Genomic DNA, 20639 nt, shown 5'->3' with positions numbered 1-20639 from the left:
CCCCTTTTATCGTTCGATTTGATGCATGTCGTTTAACCCAAAACCGCTACACGCTTTGGGCGACATGCATCAGCGTTTGTAGCCGGTGTCGAGCCGGCGTTCGGTATACATTGAATAGCGCGACATGCCGAAGCAGAACAGCCAGAACACGAAGGCGGCGAAGATCAGGCCGGACTTGGCGGTCTGCGGCGTCGCCCAGTTGGCGTCGGAGAAGTTCTGCTTGACCACGCCGAGCAGGTCGAACATCGAGATGATGAGGACCAGGCTGGTGTCCTTGAACATGCCGATGAAGGTGTTGACGATGCCGGGAATGACCAGCTTCAACGCCTGCGGCAGGACGATCAGGCCCATCTTCTGCCAATAGCCGAGGCCGAGCGAATCGGCGCCCTCATACTGACCCTTCGGAATCGCTTGCAGGCCGCCGCGCACCACCTCCGCCATATAGGCGGCGGCAAACAGCGACACGCCGATCAGCGCCCGCAGGAACTTGTCGAAGCTGACGCCGGCGGGGAGAAACAGCGGCAGCATGACGCTGGCGAAGAACAGCACGGTGATCAGCGGAATGCCGCGCACCGTCTCGATGAAGACGACGCACAACCACTTGATGATCGGCATTTTCGAACGGCGGCCGAGCGCCAGCACGATGCCCAAAGGCAGCGACACGGCGATGCCGACGAAGGACAGGCTGAGCGTGACGAGGAGCCCGCCCCACCGCGCGGTCTCGACATGCGGCAGCCCGAGCACGCCGCCGCTCAGCAGGAAGAAGGCAACGATCGGCAGCACCAGAAACAGCAGGATGGCGTTCAGTCCCTTGCGCGGCACGCGCGGGATCAGCATCGGCACCAGCAGCGCCACGAACAGGATGGCGACCAGGATCGGCCGCCAACGCTCTTCGATCGGATAGGTGCCGAACATGAACTGGCCGAACTTGGCGTTGACGAAGGCCCAGCAGGCGCCGGTCCAGCCGTCGGGCTGCACGCCGCCTTGCGAGACGGTGGCGCAGACGCTGCGGTTAGGCCCGCTCCACTGGGCGTTGATGAAGGCCCAGTTGATGACCTGCGGCAGGATCCAGGCGACGATGGCGATGCCGAGGATGGTGAGGATCGTGTCGCCGACCGAACCAATCAGGTTCTTGCGCACCCAGGCATAGGCGCCGCGCTCGGTGGGTGGCGCCGGCTGAGCCAGCGCCATCTCGGTGCGCACCCAGGACATATCGTGTTCCTGCATGGCTCTACCTCTCCACCAGCGCCATTCTGGCGTTGACCACGTTCATCACCGCCGAGGTGACGAGGCTCAGCACCAGATAGGCGATCATCATGATGAAAACGCCCTCGACCGCCTGCCCCGTCTGGTTGAGCACCGTGCCGGCGGTGGCGGTGAGATCGGGATAACCTATGGCGATCGCCAGCGACGAATTCTTGGTCAGGTTGAGATACTGGCTGGTGAGCGGCGGGATGACGATGCGCATCGCCTGCGGCACCACGACCAGGCGCAGGATCGGCCCGGAGCGCAGGCCGAGCGCGCCCGCCGCCTCGCTCTGGCCCTTGCTGACGCCCCTGATGCCGGCGCGCACGATCTCGGCGATGAAAGCCGCCGTATAGCAGGACAGCGCCAGATAGAGCGACAGGAATTCGGGTTTGACCTGGAAGCCGCCGGTGAGATTGAAGGTCGACTGCTTCGGGAGGTCGAAGGTGAGCGGCATCCCGGCAAGCAGGAAGGCGAGCGCCGGCAGGCCGACGATCAGCGCGACCGAAGTCCAGAACACGGGGAACTGCTGGCCGGTCGCCATCTGCCGCTGGCGCGCCTTGCGGGCGACGAACCAGGCCATTGCGAGCGCGACCAGGAAGGCGACGAAGATCAGCCAGGAGCCGTCGCCCCATACGGCGCGCGGGAAGTAGAAGCCACGCTGGTTGAGGAAGGAGCTGAACGGCAGATGGATGCTCTCGCGAGGCGGCGGCAGCACGGCCAGCACGCCCGAGTACCAGAAGAAGATGACCAGCAGCGGCGGGATGTTGCGGAAGATCTCGACATAGACCGTGCAGATCTTGCGGATCAGCCAGTTCTGCGACAGGCGGCCGATACCGATGATGAAACCGATGACGGTCGCGGTAATGATGCCGGCGATGGCGACAATGATCGTGTTGACGAGGCCGACAAGGATGGCGCGACCGTAGGTCGAATCGGACGTGTAGGCGATCGGCGTGTCCGAGATATCGAAACCGGCCCTGCCCTTGAGGAAGCCGAAGCCGGACGCGATATGCAGGCGCTGCAGATTGTCGATGACGTTATGGACGATCCACCAGATCGAGCCGAACACGAAGACGATGACCAGCGTCTGGAAGAAGAGGCTGCGTATTTTCGGGTCATTGATCAAGGAGCCGCTGCTCGGCCCCTCGCGAAGGATTTCCTGCGATGCCATGCGACCATCCCCTGAAAAGAGAAACCGGGAGGCAGACGACCTGCCCCCCGGATCACATTTCGATCAGCGGATCGGCGGAGCGTATTGCAGGCCGCCCTTGGTCCACAGAGCGTTGATGCCGCGCGCGATCTTGAGCGGGCTGCCGGAGCCGACGTTGCGGTCGAACATCTCGCCGTAGTTGCCCACGGCCTTGACGATATTGACGACCCAATCGTTGGAGACACCGAGATCGGTGCCGATCTTGGTGTCGGCCTCCTGGCCGAGGATGCGCTTGATCTCGGGATTGTCCGAGTTCTTCATCTCGTCGACATTGGCCTTGGTGATGCCGTACTCCTCGGCGTTGATCAGCGCAAAGAGCGTCCACTTGACGATGTGGTACCACTGATCGTCGCCCTGGCGCACGGCCGGTCCGAGCGGCTCCTTGGAGATGATCTCGGGCAGCACGACATGGTCGGCCGGCGCGCCCAGCGTCAGGCGGATGCCGTAGAGGCCCGACTGGTCGGTGGTGTAGACGTCGCAGCGCCCGGCATCATAGGCGGCGTTGACCTCTTCCAGCTTCTCGAACACGACGGGATTGTACTCCATCTTGTTCGACTTGAAGTAATCGGCAAGGTTGAGCTCGGTGGTGGTGCCGCTCTGCACGCAGACGGCGGCGCCCGAAAGCTGCAGCGCCGAGTTCACGCCCGGCAGCTTCTTGGCGTTGATCATGAAGCCCTGGCCGTCATAATAGGTGACGCCGACGAAATTCAGGCCGAGCGCGGTGTCGCGATTGATCGTCCAGGTGGTGTTGCGCGACAGGATGTCGACCTCGCCCGACTGCAGCGCGGTGAAGCGCTCCTTGGCGCTGAGCGGGGTGAACTTGACCTTGGTGCCATCGCCGAACACGGCGGCCGCGACGGCGCGGCAGAAGTCGGCGTCGATACCCTGCCATTCCCCCTTGTCGTCCGGCGCGGAGAAGCCGGCCAGGCCGGTCGAGACGCCGCACTGGATGAAGCCCTTCTGCTTCACGGTATCCAGCGTGCCGGCCGAAGCTGCCGATGCCGTGAACCCGAGCGCGGCGGCGCCGAGAATGCCGATTGCAATGTGTTTCATGACCCTCAGACCCTTTTCTGCTTACAGGCGCCCCTGCTTCCCAGGCAGCCCTGATCTTTTTTCATGCGTGAATGCAGCTCCCACTTCGGCCCACTCCCGGACCCGCATCGTTGCCGATACACTGCCTCCCATTCACGAAACGCATCGAAGGCGATTATTCCTGTGAGGTCAAGGGAAATGACCGAATTGCGACACGTTTGGAAACCGATTGCCGCGAATGACCGAATTGCAGCCAAAAGCGCCCACGAGTTGGTCAAGAGCTGCAACCGGAACCGGCAAATCAGGCCTCATGAAAATTTGGACGTTACCTGAATTCCGGCCGGTTACTACTGTCGCCCCGAACGGAAGGACTGGCATGATTCATGGCTGGAGGGTGGCGCGCCGGGCCGCCTTCGGCAGAGGGCGCACGCGAAGCGCGCAATGGGGGCGCAAACGATCAGCCGGCGATCTTCATTTGGCCCATCCAAACACCGTCGCTTGGCGGGTGCGGAGCGGTTGCGCCGCCAGTTCCGCCGCTCTATGGCTGGCCTCCTGACACACTACGACAGGCGACGAACCATGGCGACAGACGACAGCAAGACCGGCATCAATACGCGGCTTGCCCATTCCGGCAACAATCCGCGCGACTATTTCGGCTTCGTCAATCCGCCTGTCGTGCACGCCTCGACGGTGCTTTACCCCGACGCCGCCGCGATGGCCTCGCGCAATCAGAAATACACCTACGGCACGCGCGGCACGCCGACCATGGATGCGCTGACGCTCGCCGTTGACGCGCTCGAAGGCTCGGCCGGCACCATCGCCGTGCCGTCGGGCCTGGCGGCAGTCACGATTCCCCTGCTCACCTTCGTTTCGGCCGGCGACCACCTGCTGATCGTCGATTCGATCTATCACCCGACCCGGAATTTCGCCGACACCATGCTGAAGCGCCTCGGCGTCGAGGTCGAATATTACGATCCGCGCATCGGCGCCGGCATCGCCCGGCTGATCAAGCCCAACACGACCGTTGTATTCACCGAATCGCCGGGATCGAATACCTACGAGGTGCAAGATATTCCGGCGATCGCCAAGGCGGCGCACGCCGCCGGCGCGATCATCATGATGGACAACACGTGGGCGACGCCGCTCTATTTCAAGCCGCTCGATCACGGCGTCGACATCTCCATCCATGCTGCGACCAAATATCCGGCCGGCCATTCGGATGTGCTGCTCGGCACGGTGTCGGCCAACGAGGCCTGCTGGAAGAAGCTCTATGAAGGCTTCTGCACGCTGGGCTGCTGTTCCGGACCGGACGACGTCTACCAGGTGCTGCGCGGCCTGCGCACCATGGGGGTGAGGCTCGAGCATCACCAGAAGAGCGCGCTCGATATCGCGCGCTGGCTGGAAGAGCAGCCGGGCGTGGCAGAGGTGCTGCATCCGGCGCTGCCGAGCCACCCCGACCACGCGCTCTGGAAGCGCGACTTCTGCGGCTCGAGCGGCGTCTTTTCGATTGTGCTCAACGGCGGCGGCCAGAAGCAGCAGCACGCCTTCCTCGACGCATTGAAGATCTTCGGCCTCGGCTATTCCTGGGGCGGCTATGAGAGCCTTGCCGTGCCGGTCTTCCTCGGCGACCGCACCATCGCCAAGGGCTCCTATGCCGGCCCGCTGATTCGCCTGCAGATCGGGCTGGAAGATGTCGCGGACCTCAAGTCCGATATCTTGGGCGGGCTCAAAGCGGCGGCCGAAGCCTGAGTAACGGTACAGGCGCTCATCAATTGAATCGGCAAACGGCCACAACGCCTTGGCGCGATTGAGAAAGCCGAGGCCGCTGGCGGCACGCCGCTGCAACCTCTTCGCGAAATAATATTCTCCTCGGCCGCGAACATACGGATTGGCTTGGCTTCCAAGTGCGTGGGTTCGGCGGCATTGCGAGCAGCGCAAAATCACCCACTCTTCCCAGGACCCGCCATGGCGTTCCGCCTCTTCGTTCCGATCCTTGCCGGCGCGACGCTTCGCGAACGGCTCACCGCCTGCATCGGCGCCACCATCGGCATCGCATTGACCGGTGTGATCAGCGGGCTCGCCATGGGCAGCGGCCCGCATGTGGCGATGCTGGTGGCGCCGATGGGCGCATCCGCCGTGCTGTTGTTTGCCGTGCCTTCGAGCCCGCTGGCGCAGCCCTGGTCGATCATCGGCGGCAACACGATCTCGGCGCTGGTCGGCGTGACCGTGGCGCATTTCGTGCACAACCCGGTGATCGCCTCCGGCCTCGCCGTGGCGCTCGCCATTGCCGCCATGTCGTTTACGCGCTCACTGCATCCGCCGGGCGGCGCCGCGGCCCTCACCGGCGTGCTCGGCGGGCCTGCCGTGGCCGCAGCCGGCTTCGTGTTCCCCTTCGTGCCGGTAGCGCTGAACTCGATCATATTGGTGACGCTGGGTTTCCTGTTCCACAAGCTGTCGCGGCGCAACTATCCGCATGTGCATCAGCCCGCCGCCAACAGTCACGGCACCGCCGACCGGCCGCCGGCGGAGCGCGTCGGCTTTCGGCCCGAGGATGTCGATGCCGCGCTTGCCGCGCTCGACGAAACCTTCGACATCGACCGCGACGACATCGAAAGGCTGCTGCGCCAGGTCGAGCTGCAGGCGATGGTGCGTTCGCACCGCACGTTGCTCTGCAAAGACATCATGTCCCGCGACGTGATCTCGGTGCCGGAGAGCGCCACCGCCGACGAAGCGCGAAAGCAGCTTCTCGACCACAACATCCGCACCTTGCCGGTGGTCGACGCCGAGGCGAAACTCGTCGGCGCCGTCGGCCTGCGCGAGCTGACGAAAGCGACCGACACGGTGAAGGGCGTGATGTCGAAGGCCGGCACCGCCTCGCCCGACACGCCGGCGATGAGCCTACTGCCGGTGCTGACGGACGGCCACAGCCACGCCGTGGTGATCGTCGATGCGGGGCGGCATATTCTCGGCCTGATCACGCAGACCGACCTGCTGGCCGCCGCCGCGCGCGTGCAGGCTGCAGACAGGCCGCCGCTGAAAGCTGTAGCATAGCGCCTGCCGGGTCCGGAAAAGCCTGGGAACCTTTTGCCGGCAGCCGCGTCCAATTGTCGGATGCAACGCCTGTCGGGAGATCGAGGCGCGATGAGAAAGTCCGCACTGCAGGCCGCCGCGATTTCGGCGGCGGACGCTATCGCCGGCGACATGGCGCTGGTGCGCCGGGCGCTTGCCCGCGAGGCGGGCGCCTTCCGCTCGATCATCAAGACGCATAACCAGCGGCTCTACCGCATCGCGCGCGGCGTGGTGCGCAACGACGCCGAGGCCGAGGACATCGTGCAGGAAGCGTATATGCGCGCCTTCGCCGGCCTCGAGACCTTTCGCGGCGATGCCTCCCTGGCCACCTGGCTGTCGCGCATCGTCATCAACGAGGCGCTCGGCCGGCTACGCAAGCGAAAGCGTGTCGTGGCGATGCCTGAAAACCCGGAGGCGCAGATCATCCGGTTTCCCCTGAATCAAAGTGGTTCGAACCCAAGCGATGATCCGGAGCGGACGATGGCGCAGCGACAGATCCTCGGGCTCGTCGAACGGGCGACCGACAGCCTCCCCGACGTCTATCGCACGGTGTTCGTCGCCCGCGTCATCGAGGGGCTGAGCATCGAGGAAACGGCGGAGCTGCTGGGCATCCGGCCGGAGACGGTAAAAACCAGGCTGCACCGGGCGCGCGCCCTAGTGCGCAAGGCGCTGGACGACGAGATCGGCCCGGTGCTGCTCGACGCCTTCCCGTTCGCCGGCCGGCGCTGCGAGCGGCTGACGGCAGCGGTGATGAAGAGGCTGGGGTTCGAGGGCTGAGGCGCTTCGTCGTGGTCTGACGCTCGAAGCGCAGCGGGACAGCACCCCACTCTGGCCTGCCGGCCATCTCCTCCGCAAGGGGGGAGATCGGATGGCACTGCCGCTTTCGCCAATTGCCAACACTGCAAGAGGAGCGCCTGCAGCAAAGCTGCCAATCTCCCCCGCGCGGGGGAGATGGCCGCCAGGCCAGAGGGGGTGTGAAGGAACTCGGCGTAGAATGCTCGCTCCGCACTCGAATGTCGGGAACGTTTCGCTCCTCTCCGCATCCAATCTCCGTCAACCCCAGATGAAGCCCGCTGCCGATGTGCCGGGCGAAGGAGATGCCATGTTTATCCGACCGACCGCGGCCCTCGCCGCCTTCCTCCTCGTAAGCGCCGCGCCTTATGCACAGGCCGCCGAGAAGCCGACCGACCCGCAGATCGCCCACATCGCCTACACTGCCGGCACGATCGACATCGAGGCGGCAAAGCTGGCGATCAAGAAGTCGAGGACCAAGGAGGTCGTCGACTTCGCTAAGGACATGGAGCGCGATCATGAGGCTGTGAACAAGCAGGCGCTCGATCTGGTGAAGAAGCTGAAGGTCAAGCCTGAGGACAATGATACCAGCAAGGCTCTGACCAAAGCGGCGAAGGAAGAGCGCGCGAAGCTGGCGAAGCTCAAGGGCGCCGCCTTCGACAAGGCCTATATCGAGAACGAGGTGGCCTACCACAAGCAGGTCGACAGCGCGCTCGAAACCCTGCTCATCCCCTCGGCCAGCAATGCCGAGTTGAAGAGCCTGCTCGAGACCGGGCTCAAGATCTTCCAAGGGCATGAGCAGCACGCCGAACATGTCGCCGGTGCGCTGAAATGAGGGGGAGCCTGCTCCCGGCCGTCTTGACGCTGGCGCTCCTCGCTTCGCCGGCGCTCGCCGCCACGATCGAGGTGACGATCGACAAGCTGGTCTACTCGCCGGCGAGCGTCGAGGCCAAGGTGGGCGACACGATCGAGTGGACGAACAAGGACGTGATCGCCCACACCGCGACGGTGAAGGGCGGCTGGGACGTGATGATCCCGCCGAAGTCGAAGGGGAAGGTCACGCTCAAGCAGCCGGGAGCGGTCGATTATTTCTGCCGCTTCCACCCCAACATGAAGGGTCATGTCGAGGTCTCGCCTTGATCCGCCGCCCGGTCCAACGCGAGCGCGGCGCGCCGCGCCTCGCTTGGCCGGGCGACATGCATCCATGAACCGTCGCAAGCAGGCTGGCGGCCGCAAAGGGATCAGCTTTCTCCTTGTTTGTATATTCACTGGTCGGTATACTTCGCGGATGAGCGAAAAGGCCAATCCGACCAGAAAGCGCCTCGTCGACGCGGCGGCGAAACTCTTCTATGCCGAAGGCATCGGCCGCGTCAGCGTCGACGCCGTGGCGGAAAAGGCGGGGCTGACCAAGCGCACGCTCTACTACCACTTCAAGAGCAAGGACGAGCTGATCACGGCCTATCTCGACAGCCGCGACCAGCCGAATCTCAAACAGATGGCCGGCTGGTTCGAAGCCGCGGAAGGCGGCGCCGACAAGAAGGTCGCAGCGATCTTCACCCACCTGGCGCGCGTGGCGCGGCACGTCAAATGGAAGGGCTGCGGCTTCCTGCGCACGGCCGCCGAGCTCGCCGCGACGCCCGGCCATCCGGCGGTGAAGGCCGGCTCCCGCCACAAGAACAATTTCGAAAAATGGCTGGCGGGCGAGCTTTCGAGCCATGGCGTGCGCGAGCCGAAGATGCTGGCGCGCGAGATCGTGCTTCTGATGGACGGTGCCTTTTCCAGCATGCTGATCCACCACGATCCCGACTATATCACGGCCGCCGGTCACGCCGCCGCGACGCTGGTGCGGGCGCGATCCCAACACAAAGACTGACCAGCCGCCGCTTGGATAGCAGCCGGCAGGCGTGGTATCGCAATGCCGGGAGGCGGCGATGCGCGTCATTTTCAGATGTGATCCGATGCTGGTCGAGCACTTGCCGCGTCCGGTTCCGGCGCGCGGCGCTCTGCCGGATTGGCTGCGCGCGATGCCCGCCACGGCCTACTCGGCGATCCATGGCCGCGATATTCGCACGCTCAAGCAGTGCCCGCCGGTGGTCGACGCGATGACCTATGGCTTCATGGTCCTGCTGCCATGCGACGTCATCGTCGACAAGGGAAGGTTTTCCTGGGACTGGAAAATCCCGGACCCCGTCACCCGAAATCACCCGCGAGCGCCGCTGAGCTTCCACACGCCGGGGCAGCTCGCCGGCAGCCCGTTTGCCGACCCAGTCCAGGCCGCTCTCAAATTCAACAGCTTCTGGACCATCGAGGTCGAGGACGGCTGGTCGCTGTTCGCGACGCATCCGGTCAATCGCGAGGATCTCCCCTTCAGGCTGGTGACGGGCCTGGTGGATTGCGACCGCTTCAGCGATGGCGGCATCAATTTCCCGGCGGTCTGGAAAGAGCCCGAATTCTCCGGCGTGCTCAGCAAGGGAACTCCGGTCGCGCAGTGCTTTCCGGTTCCGCGGGCCGCGCCGCGGCTGGAATACGAAGTGTTCGACGAAAAAAGGCAGGTCGCCTACGCGCGGACGGTCGAGGACGTCTTGTCAACGCCGGGTGTCTACCGCAAGCGGTTTCGCGCCAGGCGCGGGCGCGCCGCCGGCGAGTGAGCGACGCAGCGCTTCCTCATCGAGCCATAGCCGGCCGCTTGGCGCCGAGGTGAGCGCCATGGCGATCACGCCGAAGGTCGATGGGCTGATGCGGTAGGCTTGCGAATAGGCCGCCATTGCTCCGTCGAGGTCGCCGGTTTCCTGCAGGACGACGCCCAGATTGACCGCGGCTTCCGCGGAGTCCGGACTCATCTCCAGCACGTGTCGATAGGCCTCGGCGGCGGCGCCGAACTTGCGCAAGTCCTGACGCACCAGCCCGAGGTCGAACCACGCGGCCGGATGCCCGCTGCTGGCGACGGCGCGTTCGAGGAAGCCCTCCGCTTCGATGGGCGCGCCGCGCTCCCATGCAAGGCGCCCGAGACGCGCCATTGCCTCGTCGGATTTCGGATTGCGTTGCAGGACAAGCGTCCAGGAAGCGACCGCCGCCGAGGCATCGCCCGCCCGATCGAAGGTGCGTGCCCGCTCGACGAGGATTTCCGTCTGGGATGACCGCCTTGCAGCGCGATCCAGGAACTGCAACGCTGCTTCGAACCGGCCTTCGGCCCGGGCAATCCTGCAGGCCAGGATCAAGGCCGGCACATTGTCCGGACGGGCGGAGAGGCTCGCCTCGATGCGTATCCGAGCGCCCGGCAGGTCCGCCCTGGCGAACAACACAGCCGCCAGAAGATGGCAGAGCGCCGAATCGCCTGGGCGCTGCCTCAGGCCCCGCTCGCACAGATCCATCGCCCGACCGTGATCGCCGGAATTGAAGGCGGCCACCGCGCGGCGGATCAAATCGTCGCTATCGCCTTGACTGGTGCCGGTCACTGAAATGAAGCTTCCTCCATGATGGCGCCGACCGCCGGCTCAACGCAAACGCGTGTTTCCTTCGCCCAAGCTCGGAAAAATAGACCGGAATTGGGGCAATGCACCTGACTTCGATGGTGCAACGCAGGAAGCGGATGGTCATTATAAGGAGAGTCTTTATAACGGTCGATCTGATCATGACCACCAAGGGGAGACGATGCGCTACATACGTCCGCAATCAATAGAAGAGGCCGCAGGCCTGCTGGCCGGCGCGACCGGCCCGGCCGCTATCCTCGCCGGAGGCAGCGACCTGCTGGTGAGAATGAAGGGCGGCTTCATCGAGCCGGAGCTGATCGTCGACATCAAGACGATCAAGGGCTTGAGCGACATCAAGGAAACGGCTGACGGCTTCAGCATCGGCGCCGCGGTGCCCTGCGCGGTGCTGGGCGAGAACGCGGCGCTGAAGAAGGCATGGCCCGGCGTCGTCGAGGCAGCGAAGCTGATCGGCTCCAAGCAGGTGCAGGGACGCTGCACCATCGTCGGCAATCTCTGCAACGCCTCGCCCGCCGCCGACAGCGTACCCGCGCTGGTGGCGGCCGGTGCCAAGGCGGTGGTGGCCGGGCCTTCGGGCAAGCGCACCATCGCCGTCGAGAGCGTGCCGACCGGGCCTGGCCGCACCTCTCTGGCCAAGGGCGAGATCATCGAGGCGATCCTGCTCGACAAGCGCGGCCCGCATTCCGGCGACGCCTATCAGCGCTTCATTCCGCGCACCGAGATGGACATCGCGGTGGTGAGCGCCGGCGTGGACCTGACCATAGATGAGCAAGGGGTGATCAAATCGGCCCGCGTGGCGCTGGGCGCCGCCGCACCCACGGTGCTGCTGGTCGAGGAGGCCGCGGAAGTCCTCATCGGCAGGAGGCCGGACGAGGCGACGCTGGAGCGGCTCGCCAAGGTGTGCTCGGGCGCCTGCCGCCCGATCGACGACAAGCGCGGAACCATCGAATTCAGACGGAAAGTCGCGGGCGTGCTGGCCAAACGGGTCGCAGAGCTCGCCTACAAGCGTGCAGGAGGCAAGTGATGGCCGGCGTAGCGGTTTCAACGACAATCAACGGCGATCACGTCGAATATCTCTGCCAACCCGACGAGACGCTGCTGGAAGTGCTGCGCGACCGGCTGGGCATGACCGGCGCCAAGGAAGGCTGCGGCACCGGCGACTGCGGCGCCTGCAGCGTCATCGTCGACGACCGGCTGGTGTGCTCCTGCCTGGTGCTGGGCGCGGAAGCCGAAGGTCGCCAGATCGAGACCATCGAGGGCATGGCCCATGGCGACCAGCTGCATCCGCTGCAGCAGAAATTCCTGGAGCACGCGGCGTTGCAATGCGGCATCTGCACGCCAGGTTTCCTGATTGCGGCGAAGGACCTTTTGGCGAAGAACCCCTCCCCGACCGAGGAGGAAATCCGCTTCGGGCTAGCCGGGAACCTGTGCCGCTGCACCGGCTATGACAAGATCGTGCGCGCCGTCCAGGACGCGGCAAACGTGATGAAGGGAGCGTAAGCCATGAATTTCGATCCGCGCTTTTCAGGCCGAAAATTCGCTTCCGTCGGCACGCGCCCGATCCGCCCCGACGGCGTCGACAAGGTGACGGGACGCGCCCGCTACGGCGCCGACTTCAACATGGCCGGGCAACTGGTGGGCCGGATCTTACGCAGCCCGCACGCGCATGCGGTGATCAGGAAGATCGACACCTCGAAGGCGGAAAAGCTCGCCGGCGTGAAGGCGGTGATCACGGCGAAGGACCTGCCCGACCTCACCGACGGCGATGCCGCCATGTTCGACATCCTCGACAACTGCATGGCGCGCACCAAGGCGCTCTATGACGGCCATGCCGTGGCCGCGGTCGCCGCGATCGACGCCCGCACCGCAAGGCAGGCGCTGAAGCTGATCGAGGTCGACTACGAGGTGCTGCCGCATGTGACCGACGTCGACGAGGCGATGAACCACCACGCGCCGCTCATCAACGACGCCATCTTCACCGAGGGGCTGGAGGAAAAGCCGGTCAAGCCCTCTAACGTCTGCAAGCGCACGCAATACGGCCATGGCGACGTCCATCAGGGCTTCGCCCAGGCGGATTTCGTCGTCGAACGCTCCTTCAAGACCGAGCAGACGCACCAGGGCTATATCGAGCCGCATGCCTGCGTGGCGAGCGTCAACCCCGACGGCACGGCGGAGCTTTGGGTCTGCACGCAGGGGCATTTCGTCTACCGCCAGCATTGCGCCCAGCTGCTGGGGCTGGAAGCCTCGAAGCTGCGCGTCACCTCTTCCGAGATCGGCGGCGGCTTCGGCGGCAAGACCCATGTCTGGGCCGAGCCGGTGGCGCTTGCTCTGTCAAGAAAGGCCGGCCGGCCGGTGAAGCTGGTGATGACCCGCGACGAGGTGTTCCGCGCCTCAGGCCCGACCAGCGCCACCTCGATCGACGTCAAGATCGGCGCCAGGAAGGACGGCACCATCACCGCCGCGGAAGCGACGCTGCGCTATAGCTGCGGCCCCTATGCCGGCATGTGGGCGGAGATCGGCGCCATGACGGCCTTTGCCTGCTACAAGCTCGAGAACGTCAAGACCGTCGGCTACGAGGTGCTGGTCAACCGGCCGAAGACGGCGGCCTATCGCGCGCCGTCTGCGCCGATGGCGGCCTTCGCGGTGGAAAGCGCGGTCGACGAGCTCGCCAAGGAGATCGGCATCGACCCGGTCGACTTCCGCATCAAGAACGCGGCGCAGGAAGGCACGCGCGCCTCCTACGGGCCGGTCTACGGCCCGATCGGCATCGGGCCGACGCTGGAAGCGGTGAAGGAGCATCCGCATATGCGCGCGCCGCTCGGCCCGAACCAGGGGCGCGGCATGGCCTGCGGCTTCTGGTTCAATTTCGGCGGCCAGACCTGCACCGATTTGAACATCGGCATGGACGGCTCGGTCTCTTTGGCCGTCGGCACGGTGGACGTCGGCGGTTCCCGCGCCTCGCTGTCGCTGGTGGCGGCGGAAGAGCTCGGCATCGACTACAGCCACGTGAAGGCGATCGTCGCCGACACCTCTTCGCTTGGCTACAACGACATGACCGACGGCAGCCGCGGCACCTTCTCCTCCTCGATGGCCACCATCTCGGCCGCCCGCAACGCGATCAAGGTGCTGCGCGAGCGCGCGGCGCAGATGTGGGACATCCCGGTCGACGACGTCGCCTGGGAAGCCGGCCACGCCGTCGCCAAGGGCGAGAAGCACGGCAATCTCGGCAAACTGTCGCTGAAGGAGATCGCGGCGCAGTCCGGCAAGACCGGCGGGCCGATCGCCGGCCACAGCGAGCTCGTCGCCGACGGCGCGGGCGTCTCCTTCGCCACCCATATCTGCGACGTCGAGGTCGACCCCGAGACCGGCTCGACCAGGGTGATCCGCTACACGGTGGTGCAGGACGCCGGCAAGGCGGTGCACCCGACCTATGTCGAGGGCCAGTATCAGGGGGGTGCGGCGCAAGGCATCGGCTGGGCGCTCAACGAGGAGTATATCTACGGCAAGGACGGGCGGCTGCAGAACCCCGGCTTCCTCGACTACCGCATCCCGGTCTGCTCCGACCTGCCGATGATCGACACGCAGATCCTGGAAATCCCCAACCCCAACCACCCCTATGGGGTGCGCGGCGTCGGCGAGACCTCGATCGTGCCGCCGCTGGCGGCGATCGCCAACGCGGTGTCGAACGCGGTCGGCGTGCGCATGAGCCACATCCCGATGTCGCCGCCGCGCATTCTCGCGGCGCTGGAGGCGGAACGGGAAGGCTGATGCTGAAAAGCGCGAAGCGTCTTTCAGCTGGCATCACCATCCCGATGAGGATCTGGGGATAATGGTCGAAGTCACGCTCTGGGGATCGCTAGGCGCGCTCGCCGGAGGCCAGAGCAAGGTCGAGGTCGAGGCCAAGGACATCAGGGAGCTGTTCCGGAAACTTTCGGAACAGTATCCCGGCCTCGAGCCCCTGATCGACCGCGGGATAGCGGTTTCGATCGACGGGACGATTTATAGGGATACGTGGTCGAAGGAATTGCCGGAGGGAGCGGAGATTTTCCTGCTCCCGCGGCTGGCGGGGGGGTGATGGGGCCTGAAACCTACTCCCGCGAAAGCGTGGCTACAGATGCCGCACTTTGAGGGGCGAGCCCCATTTTGAGTTTAGATATTCGCAGACTAGGCGCCTGTGACAATAATGCGGCGTCGCCTCAGAACACAGCAGGCATGTTCCATCGAACATGTCTGGCCGTAAGCGCTCTTCGATTTTTCGGCCTTCCATCAGCTGAGTGAACTGTCTTTCGTAAACGCTCCAGTTGCCGTCGGCATGCCGCTAGCCGGAAGGATGGAGGCGTCCTATGAAATTCTCGGCTAGTATTGTCGATCGCCCAAGCTGCCATTTCCCGCGTTCGGCATCACTCGACTCCTTTGAGAACCTCGTCTAGATTTCACCTTATGTTTCGGGGGTTAGGCCATGGACGATACTGGAAATCCAACTCTACCCAACTTGCAAAATGTGGAGCAGCTAAAAACGCCATCGGAACCGGCTGGCAAGCAGCGGGAGCTTAAATCGAGAAAGAGCACGTCTTCGCCAAAGAGACTGTCCCCCTCAGAGAAGGCATCCGTGGCAGAAAAGCCAGGGAAAAAGCACCCCCGCCATGGACATTTCCAAAGAATACTCTTGAGGATTCGATCAAGATCGCGCGCGCCATCGAAGAGCAAAACGCCGGAAATCCGATTAAACCTGATATGCTCTCGAAGGCAGTCGGGTACAATTCCACATCGGACTGGCGATTTCTCGATTTGCTTAGGTCTGCAAATCAGTACGGACTGGTAACCGGATCAGGGAAGATTTCCACTGTTTCATTGACTGACATCGGCCAAGATGTGGTTGCACCAAATTCTCCATCGGCGAGGCCAAGGGCACTTCAAAGAGCTTTTCGAAGTGTGGACGACTTCAAGAAAGTCGAAGAATTCTACAAGGGTAAAAAGCTACCAGAAGATGAGTTCTTTGAGAATACTCTTTTCAGGGAATTTTCTATTCCGCGAGAACGCGTTAAGGCCTTCATTGAAGTATTTACAAGCAATTTGAACTACTTACACGCGTTTCAGCCGGACAGGACGAATCCTGGTCCGGTCATTGAGAGCGAATTTCGGCCGCGCGAGCCCGACGTCCCCGGCCACGAGGACGGAAGTTCAGGGCGTCAGTTCTTGGACACATGTTTCGTTATGATGCCCTTTGGACAGTGGATGGATACTTACTACCGTGAAATATACGTGCCGGCGATAAGAGAGGCAGGGCTTGAGCCGGTTCGGGCTGATGAATTATTTTCTACGGGCTCGGTGATAGAACAGATTTGGGAGCAAATTTCTCGAGCCAAAGTACTTCTTGCCGACCTCACTGGAAAGAACGCCAATGTTTTTTATGAACTTGGGTTGGCGCATGCTGCGAATAAGCCGGTCGTCTTCACCACGGGGCAACTTGAGGATGTTCCATTCGATCTTCGACATCTAAGAGTCGCAATCTATGACGTTCGTGATCCGGCTTGGGGCGATAAGCTGAAGGTTTCCTTGGCTACATACCTGAGAGCGGCGAAAGCGGAGCCGGCCAAGTCTGTTCCTCAACCGTTTAGGAAGCAATTAGCGCTAACTGAATAGCCGAAGGAGTTGAGGGCAAATCCGTAGATCGTAGGCCAATGGAACATCGCCAGCGCCCGCCCCCTACACCCCCAGCGTCGGCTCTGTATTCACCTCCAGCGCCTCTTCGGCCTCGTCCTCCTCGCCAAGCACCCCCCCTTCACCGGAAGCGCTCGGCCGATCCAGATCGGGTCGACCAGATGGTCGCGCTTGGGGTTGGTGGTGTTGGGGTGGATAAGGATGCTCAAGCCTCCGTGGTTCAGCACTCCAACCGCCAACTCCGTCTCTTCGCTTCAAACCAATATTCTACGTCAAACAAGCCTGATCTATGCGTTCTCTATTCTCAATTTGGTGTTCGATGACCATAGGTGAAACCCCGAACTCATTTGCAATCGAATATTCATCACGCTCATCGCCCTGCATAGATCTAATCTCTTCGATCGGAGCAAGAAATTCGGCAGCAAAAGCACGACCGGCTGCTTGACGGTATGCGTCGCGCAAACGATTGATCGGTGAAGTCTGCGGTTCGGGGAAACAGGCAGCATCGCCGATCGCACGCGCTAGTGCGAACAAATGGGTCGCCGATGCACCATTAAAGTCTCCATGATTTCGGATGTGGATGTGTATGTCGTTTTGCGCCTCCCGACGCAATGCACTTATACCATCCACCTTAGGTGCAAGCATGTAGTTTTTGTTCGACCCAAGCAACCGCGCAAGATCTATAAAAGACGAAAACCGATGATGCTGTTTAAGTCCAAGCTCTATTCGTACGGCTCTGGCTCGACGATAACCAACGACCCATGCTGGCTGCCCAGGAACCAGAGGAACATCCTTGGAAACCTTATTAACAATAGGCCGGAGTTCGGAGAGCCTATAGCTTAGCCCTTTCATACGCATCATGCGATCGACCCAAGCGATCAGTCGAGACTGATCTATGTCGGCAGAACCCGACGTAAATTCGACAAGTGACTCCCTCTCAAAAATCGCTTCGGCTCTCTCGATGAAATCAGCCGTGCCATCAGCGATCTGATAAGGATCTAACCCGAGTGCTCCAGCTGCTTCGCAAAAAGCGAGCTCGCCGGATTGGTACGACGACTGGACTCGATGCCATCGCAGAGCGGCACCGGTTTCACGAACGCCTCGATCTTCTAATCGCGCAAGCACATCTTCGATCAACGACGACAGCCAAGCCTTGCCCTCCTCTTGCGAAAGTACCTCACGAGGCCCACCCCAAAATCGAAGATCCGGATCAGTGTAGATGCTTTGATGGGCTGATATCTCGAACGCCAGGCCATCAAAATTTAATCGTATATCCGGGATCAGATAGCCAGCCCTATATTTTCGAAGTGAAATTTCTCGGTCACGTCCTCCAAAGATGGCCCACCAGTCATGCACAAGCCCGTTGATCAACCCGTAAAGCGCGACAGTTACGGAATCACTAGTTACATTCTGGAGTATGTGCAGAGTCACATTTTTCTCGTTGAGAAAAATCCGAACATCGCCGACCGTCGCGCGCTCTTCGGGTGCTGCGTTGACAGCTTCGTTCTGCCACTCAATCGAATGTTTCATTCTTCTCCGCCTCGCTGATCGGCCACCCTTTATAGGTACCCGCCACCTGGTTTACTGCGAAGCCAAACCAGTGCTGACCCAGCTGATCTCTATACCAGATATACTTTGGATATATTTTGTCACCGTCAAAAAAGCGATACTGGCCCTCTCTAAGAGCAGTACGAACCCATCGGCTGGCCTCTTCACGCTCCTCGGCGGTGATCTTGCGACAAACGGTGGTATGCTCCTTTTTGGGTCTGCTAGCATTCCCGCTTTGATCCTCCCATGCGCCCGGCAAACCACCCCACCAGCGTTTCACCTTGTGTTCCTTGCTGCCAACATAACTTGCGGCCTCAATCTCTTCTTCTGACAAGGGCCGGCGGGTGGGGACTTGCTTCGGACGGGGCATCTTCGCTCAAACAATAGGCGTTATCATGACCATTTGTGGCTCAAGCTGCCCCGGCGCGGGATCGCCCTAGTGACACCCTGCCAGAGAGCCGAGATCATAGGGACTTTCGGTTGGCTAGCAGATTAGAAATCACCTTTAGCGAAATGTCGGGCTAAAACAAAGAGTTCTCGACTGGATAGGACGCTAGCCCGCCTATTGGCGGCGGCTGGTCATAGGTATCCAATAGCTTGGCCTGCCGCACTGAGGAACAGGGCGGAGCTTCAAACCGATTCGAGCCGTTTTCGGTGCAGGACACTCCGCCCTTTCAGATAGTGCCGGATCGACAAGCTCCCCTACACCCCTATCGTCGGCCCGTATTCACCTCCAGCGCCTCTTCCGCCTCCTCCTCGTTTCCGAGAACCTCGCCGTTCACCGCCAGCGCCCGCCCTATCCAGATCGGGCCGACCAGATGGTCGCGCTTGGGGTTGGTGGTGTTGGGGTGGATGAGGATGCTGAGGCCTCGTGATTTCGGCATCAGCCAAGGGACGAGCGTGGCGAAAACCCCGGTGACGAAGGAACCATGGTACCTGGCCTGGTGGCGCGCCGACCGCCCGCCGGTTTCCATCAAACGCCGAACCGCCCTAAGTTGCCGCCGAAAGGCTCGCCGGCTGCAGCGCGCCGGGGAACGGACCGATCCTGGCCGGGCGATGCCCGGACTGGAACAGGTTGCTGTGGAGGTTGGCGATCCACTGCTTGCCTTCGGTCGTCAGCTCCAGATAGCGCAGCGCGTCGCCGATATAGGGCTCGACCTCGAGCGTGAAGAAATCGGTGAAGATGGCGCCGAGATCGGCGGCGGTCCGGCAGCCGAGCTTTTCCACCATGCCGGTCTCGGAGAACTCGGCAAACAGCGCCGTCAGCTTGCGGTGGTAGAAGGGATCGGCGAGCTGGCCGATCAGGTCCGCGGCCCTGACCAGCGCCGGCTCGGTGTTGGTGACATGGTAGGCCGGATCCTTCGGCACCGGAAAGCGCGTCATCTCGATCGCCGCGGCAATGCGCTCCTCGTCGATGAACTTCGAGGACTTGAAACGCTGGCGCACATACATCTTGGCGCGGTCGACATGATAGGGCCCAAGCACCGCGTCGGAGGCGCCGCGCGGCGGCGTGCAGCGGTCGCCGGCCTCGTTGATGACGAAGCTGTCGTCGGTGTCGCCCTCGCACACGCCATGCACCATGCCGATGTCGTGGACAAGCAGCGCGCAGGTGTAATGCAGCCAGTCCTCGGGGGTCAGGGCTTGCGACAGCAGCCGGCCGCGGATGATCTGCTGGCCGGCGAGCGTGACCATCAGCGTATGCTCGATGTCGTGATAGAGCGCGTTCGAACTGCCGATGCGCTCCAGGACAAGGCGGGCCGCCCCGCCCAGGTAGCTCGCATATTCCGGATTGCGATGCGAAAAATATTGGAGGTAGAGTTCCGACAGATAGTCGCCGAGCCGGTTGGCCATGATGGAAATCGGATTGAGCATGACAATCGTTCCTGACCGCTTGGAAGCCTGACAAGTCGCGCCGCGCGGATATCCTAGCACGGTTCCGCCGCAGATTTGTGCCAGACCAAGGCCCCAGGCCCGCCCCTGATCTAAGCCCCCAGCGTCGGCTCGGTATTCACCTCCAGCGCCTCTTCCGCCTCGTCCTCCTCGCCAAGCTCCTCGCCGTTCACCGCCAGCGGGCGGCCGATCCAGATCGGGTCGACAAGATGGTCGCGCTTGGGGTTGGTGGTGTTGGGGTGGATGAGGATGCTCAAGCCCCCGTGGTTCAGCATCAGCCACGGAACCAGCGTCGCGAAAATCTCGTTGGCGAAGGAAACTTGGTACATGGCCTGCCGGTGCGGGCCGACCGGCTCGTCGCGCCAGTTGCCCAGGCGCACGCGGAAACGCTCGCCGACGCGCTGGCGCAGCCATTCGGCACGCTCCCGCTCGGCCGGTCCGCCGTAGTAGATGTGGGCGTGGTAGCTGGCGATCTCCGCAATCGGCCTTGGACTGGTAGAGCCGGTACTGACTTGACTGACTTCGTTCACGATGTTCCCTCTTCGATTGTGTCGCGCCCGGCGGAATTCTAGCCGAAGCACGGACGCCTTGGCAGGGACAATCGTTGACTTCTCGACGCGCGTAATGCCCAAGGGCTGGACAATCGCGAATGCAGCGCTGCCCCCGCGCCCGGGGGGGGGGGGGGGGGGGGGGGGGGGGGG

Annotated in this window: 22 protein-coding genes and 1 pseudogene; 12 read left to right on the top strand and 11 right to left on the bottom strand. The window is 62.8% G+C overall.

What is annotated here, in order from left to right:
- Window positions 1-69: 69 nt before the first annotated feature.
- The 3 genes from P9236_RS17110 to P9236_RS17100 all read right to left on the bottom strand — a co-directional run bounded on the left by P9236_RS17110 (window position 70) and on the right by P9236_RS17100 (window position 3511).
- On the bottom strand, window positions 70-1227 hold the full coding sequence (locus P9236_RS17110; protein WP_278075818.1) for an amino acid ABC transporter permease: 1158 nt from the start codon (window positions 1225-1227) through the stop codon (window positions 70-72).
- 4 nt (window positions 1228-1231) lie between these two features.
- Window positions 1232-2419 carry an amino acid ABC transporter permease gene (locus tag P9236_RS17105; RefSeq protein WP_278075817.1) on the bottom strand — a complete coding sequence of 396 codons (1188 nt, stop codon included), beginning with the start codon at window positions 2417-2419 and terminating at the stop codon, window positions 1232-1234.
- 63 nt (window positions 2420-2482) lie between these two features.
- A complete protein-coding gene (locus P9236_RS17100; protein ID WP_278075816.1) occupies window positions 2483-3511 on the bottom strand; it encodes an amino acid ABC transporter substrate-binding protein in 1029 nt (342 codons plus the stop codon).
- Between the two features lie 558 nt (window positions 3512-4069).
- On the opposite strand from P9236_RS17100, the gene P9236_RS17095 reads away from it, so the two are divergent.
- The 7 genes from P9236_RS17095 (at window position 4070) to P9236_RS17065 (ending at window position 9999) form a co-directional block, all read left to right on the top strand.
- Window positions 4070-5239 (top strand): cystathionine beta-lyase, encoded by a 1170-nt coding sequence (locus P9236_RS17095; protein WP_278075815.1) that lies wholly within the window; start codon window positions 4070-4072, stop codon window positions 5237-5239.
- A gap of 216 nt (window positions 5240-5455) precedes the next feature.
- Complete coding sequence (locus P9236_RS17090; RefSeq protein ID WP_278075814.1) at window positions 5456-6541, top strand: HPP family protein; 1086 nt, start codon at window positions 5456-5458, stop codon at window positions 6539-6541.
- 90 nt (window positions 6542-6631) lie between these two features.
- A complete protein-coding gene (locus P9236_RS17085) occupies window positions 6632-7336 on the top strand; it encodes an RNA polymerase sigma factor (RefSeq protein WP_278075813.1) in 705 nt (234 codons plus the stop codon).
- Window positions 7337-7661: 325 nt separating this feature from the next.
- Entirely contained in the window at window positions 7662-8186 is a 525-nt protein-coding gene (locus P9236_RS17080; protein ID WP_278075812.1) for a DUF4142 domain-containing protein, read from the top strand.
- Window positions 8183-8491, top strand: coding sequence for a cupredoxin family copper-binding protein (locus tag P9236_RS17075; protein ID WP_278075811.1), 309 nt, complete (start codon window positions 8183-8185; stop codon window positions 8489-8491). The genes P9236_RS17080 and P9236_RS17075 overlap by 4 nt, the downstream gene beginning before the upstream one ends.
- A gap of 148 nt (window positions 8492-8639) precedes the next feature.
- Window positions 8640-9224 carry a TetR/AcrR family transcriptional regulator gene (locus P9236_RS17070; protein WP_278075810.1) on the top strand — a complete coding sequence of 195 codons (585 nt, stop codon included), beginning with the start codon at window positions 8640-8642 and terminating at the stop codon, window positions 9222-9224.
- A gap of 58 nt (window positions 9225-9282) precedes the next feature.
- Window positions 9283-9999 carry a hypothetical protein gene (locus P9236_RS17065; protein WP_278075809.1) on the top strand — a complete coding sequence of 239 codons (717 nt, stop codon included), beginning with the start codon at window positions 9283-9285 and terminating at the stop codon, window positions 9997-9999.
- Here the strand turns inward: P9236_RS17065 and P9236_RS17060 are convergent.
- Complete coding sequence (locus P9236_RS17060; RefSeq protein WP_278075808.1) at window positions 9937-10806, bottom strand: tetratricopeptide repeat protein; 870 nt, start codon at window positions 10804-10806, stop codon at window positions 9937-9939. The two genes, P9236_RS17065 and P9236_RS17060, sit on opposite strands and share 63 nt — an antisense overlap.
- A 196-nt stretch (window positions 10807-11002) precedes the next feature.
- Here P9236_RS17060 and P9236_RS17055 point away from each other — a divergent pair, with 196 nt between their 5' ends.
- From P9236_RS17055 to P9236_RS17040, 4 genes are all read left to right on the top strand, one after another.
- Window positions 11003-11863 carry a xanthine dehydrogenase family protein subunit M gene (locus P9236_RS17055; RefSeq protein WP_278075807.1) on the top strand — a complete coding sequence of 287 codons (861 nt, stop codon included), beginning with the start codon at window positions 11003-11005 and terminating at the stop codon, window positions 11861-11863.
- Window positions 11863-12339, top strand: coding sequence for a (2Fe-2S)-binding protein (locus P9236_RS17050; protein ID WP_278075806.1), 477 nt, complete (start codon window positions 11863-11865; stop codon window positions 12337-12339). The genes P9236_RS17055 and P9236_RS17050 overlap by 1 nt, the downstream gene beginning before the upstream one ends.
- A gap of 3 nt (window positions 12340-12342) precedes the next feature.
- Window positions 12343-14607, top strand: coding sequence for a xanthine dehydrogenase family protein molybdopterin-binding subunit (locus tag P9236_RS17045; RefSeq protein ID WP_278075805.1), 2265 nt, complete (start codon window positions 12343-12345; stop codon window positions 14605-14607).
- Window positions 14608-14668: 61 nt separating this feature from the next.
- Window positions 14669-14914 (top strand): MoaD/ThiS family protein, encoded by a 246-nt coding sequence (locus tag P9236_RS17040; RefSeq protein ID WP_278075804.1) that lies wholly within the window; start codon window positions 14669-14671, stop codon window positions 14912-14914.
- Window positions 14915-14947: 33 nt separating this feature from the next.
- Here the strand turns inward: P9236_RS17040 and P9236_RS17035 are convergent.
- Window positions 14948-15133 (bottom strand): annotated as a pseudogene (locus P9236_RS17035) (DUF488 domain-containing protein); the annotation flags it as partial.
- 638 nt (window positions 15134-15771) lie between these two features.
- Here P9236_RS17035 and P9236_RS17030 point away from each other — a divergent pair.
- Window positions 15772-16482: a hypothetical protein gene (locus P9236_RS17030; protein ID WP_278075803.1), complete on the top strand. Its 711-nt coding sequence runs from the start codon at window positions 15772-15774 to the stop codon at window positions 16480-16482.
- Between the two features lie 89 nt (window positions 16483-16571).
- On the opposite strand, the gene P9236_RS17025 is transcribed toward P9236_RS17030, so the two are convergent.
- From P9236_RS17025 to P9236_RS17000, 6 genes are all read right to left on the bottom strand, one after another.
- Window positions 16572-16727 carry a DOPA 4,5-dioxygenase family protein gene (locus P9236_RS17025; RefSeq protein ID WP_278075802.1) on the bottom strand — a complete coding sequence of 52 codons (156 nt, stop codon included), beginning with the start codon at window positions 16725-16727 and terminating at the stop codon, window positions 16572-16574.
- A 40-nt stretch (window positions 16728-16767) separates the two neighbouring features.
- Window positions 16768-18030 (bottom strand): hypothetical protein, encoded by a 1263-nt coding sequence (locus P9236_RS17020; protein ID WP_278075801.1) that lies wholly within the window; start codon window positions 18028-18030, stop codon window positions 16768-16770.
- Entirely contained in the window at window positions 18014-18418 is a 405-nt protein-coding gene (locus tag P9236_RS17015; RefSeq protein ID WP_278075800.1) for a hypothetical protein, read from the bottom strand. The genes P9236_RS17020 and P9236_RS17015 overlap by 17 nt, the downstream gene beginning before the upstream one ends.
- A gap of 340 nt (window positions 18419-18758) precedes the next feature.
- Window positions 18759-19022, bottom strand: coding sequence for a DOPA 4,5-dioxygenase family protein (locus P9236_RS17010; protein WP_278075799.1), 264 nt, complete (start codon window positions 19020-19022; stop codon window positions 18759-18761).
- Window positions 19023-19038: 16 nt separating this feature from the next.
- The gene (locus tag P9236_RS17005) at window positions 19039-19920 is read right to left on the bottom strand and encodes a metal-dependent phosphohydrolase (protein ID WP_278075798.1); all 882 of its coding nucleotides are present in this window, start codon (window positions 19918-19920) and stop codon (window positions 19039-19041) included.
- A gap of 110 nt (window positions 19921-20030) precedes the next feature.
- Window positions 20031-20468: a DOPA 4,5-dioxygenase family protein gene (locus P9236_RS17000; RefSeq protein WP_278075797.1), complete on the bottom strand. Its 438-nt coding sequence runs from the start codon at window positions 20466-20468 to the stop codon at window positions 20031-20033.
- Window positions 20469-20639: the final 171 nt, after the last annotated feature.

This window comes from Mesorhizobium sp. WSM4884 (assembly GCF_029625675.1).
In the GTDB taxonomy this organism is placed as follows: Bacteria; Pseudomonadota; Alphaproteobacteria; order Rhizobiales; family Rhizobiaceae; genus Mesorhizobium.
The sequence above is the reverse complement of the archived record's forward strand: the minus strand, read 5'-3'. Positions and strand labels throughout refer to the sequence as shown.

Coding starts and splice junctions, on each gene's coding strand:
- P9236_RS17105 (WP_278075817.1), bottom strand. CDS start 2,419: ATGGCATCGCAGGAAATCCTTCGCGAGGGGCCGAGCAGCGGCTCCTTG.
- P9236_RS17095 (WP_278075815.1), top strand. CDS start 4,070: ATGGCGACAGACGACAGCAAGACCGGCATCAATACGCGGCTTGCCCAT.
- P9236_RS17085 (WP_278075813.1), top strand. CDS start 6,632: ATGAGAAAGTCCGCACTGCAGGCCGCCGCGATTTCGGCGGCGGACGCT.
- P9236_RS17080 (WP_278075812.1), top strand. CDS start 7,662: ATGTTTATCCGACCGACCGCGGCCCTCGCCGCCTTCCTCCTCGTAAGC.
- P9236_RS17110 (WP_278075818.1), bottom strand. CDS start 1,227: ATGCAGGAACACGATATGTCCTGGGTGCGCACCGAGATGGCGCTGGCT.
- P9236_RS17040 (WP_278075804.1), top strand. CDS start 14,669: ATGGTCGAAGTCACGCTCTGGGGATCGCTAGGCGCGCTCGCCGGAGGC.
- P9236_RS17010 (WP_278075799.1), bottom strand. CDS start 19,022: ATGGAAACCGGCGGGCGGTCGGCGCGCCACCAGGCCAGGTACCATGGT.
- P9236_RS17090 (WP_278075814.1), top strand. CDS start 5,456: ATGGCGTTCCGCCTCTTCGTTCCGATCCTTGCCGGCGCGACGCTTCGC.
- P9236_RS17065 (WP_278075809.1), top strand. CDS start 9,283: ATGCGCGTCATTTTCAGATGTGATCCGATGCTGGTCGAGCACTTGCCG.
- P9236_RS17100 (WP_278075816.1), bottom strand. CDS start 3,511: ATGAAACACATTGCAATCGGCATTCTCGGCGCCGCCGCGCTCGGGTTC.
- P9236_RS17055 (WP_278075807.1), top strand. CDS start 11,003: ATGCGCTACATACGTCCGCAATCAATAGAAGAGGCCGCAGGCCTGCTG.
- P9236_RS17075 (WP_278075811.1), top strand. CDS start 8,183: ATGAGGGGGAGCCTGCTCCCGGCCGTCTTGACGCTGGCGCTCCTCGCT.
- P9236_RS17015 (WP_278075800.1), bottom strand. CDS start 18,418: ATGCCCCGTCCGAAGCAAGTCCCCACCCGCCGGCCCTTGTCAGAAGAA.
- P9236_RS17020 (WP_278075801.1), bottom strand. CDS start 18,030: ATGAAACATTCGATTGAGTGGCAGAACGAAGCTGTCAACGCAGCACCC.
- P9236_RS17070 (WP_278075810.1), top strand. CDS start 8,640: ATGAGCGAAAAGGCCAATCCGACCAGAAAGCGCCTCGTCGACGCGGCG.
- P9236_RS17045 (WP_278075805.1), top strand. CDS start 12,343: ATGAATTTCGATCCGCGCTTTTCAGGCCGAAAATTCGCTTCCGTCGGC.
- P9236_RS17050 (WP_278075806.1), top strand. CDS start 11,863: ATGGCCGGCGTAGCGGTTTCAACGACAATCAACGGCGATCACGTCGAA.
- P9236_RS17005 (WP_278075798.1), bottom strand. CDS start 19,920: ATGCTCAATCCGATTTCCATCATGGCCAACCGGCTCGGCGACTATCTG.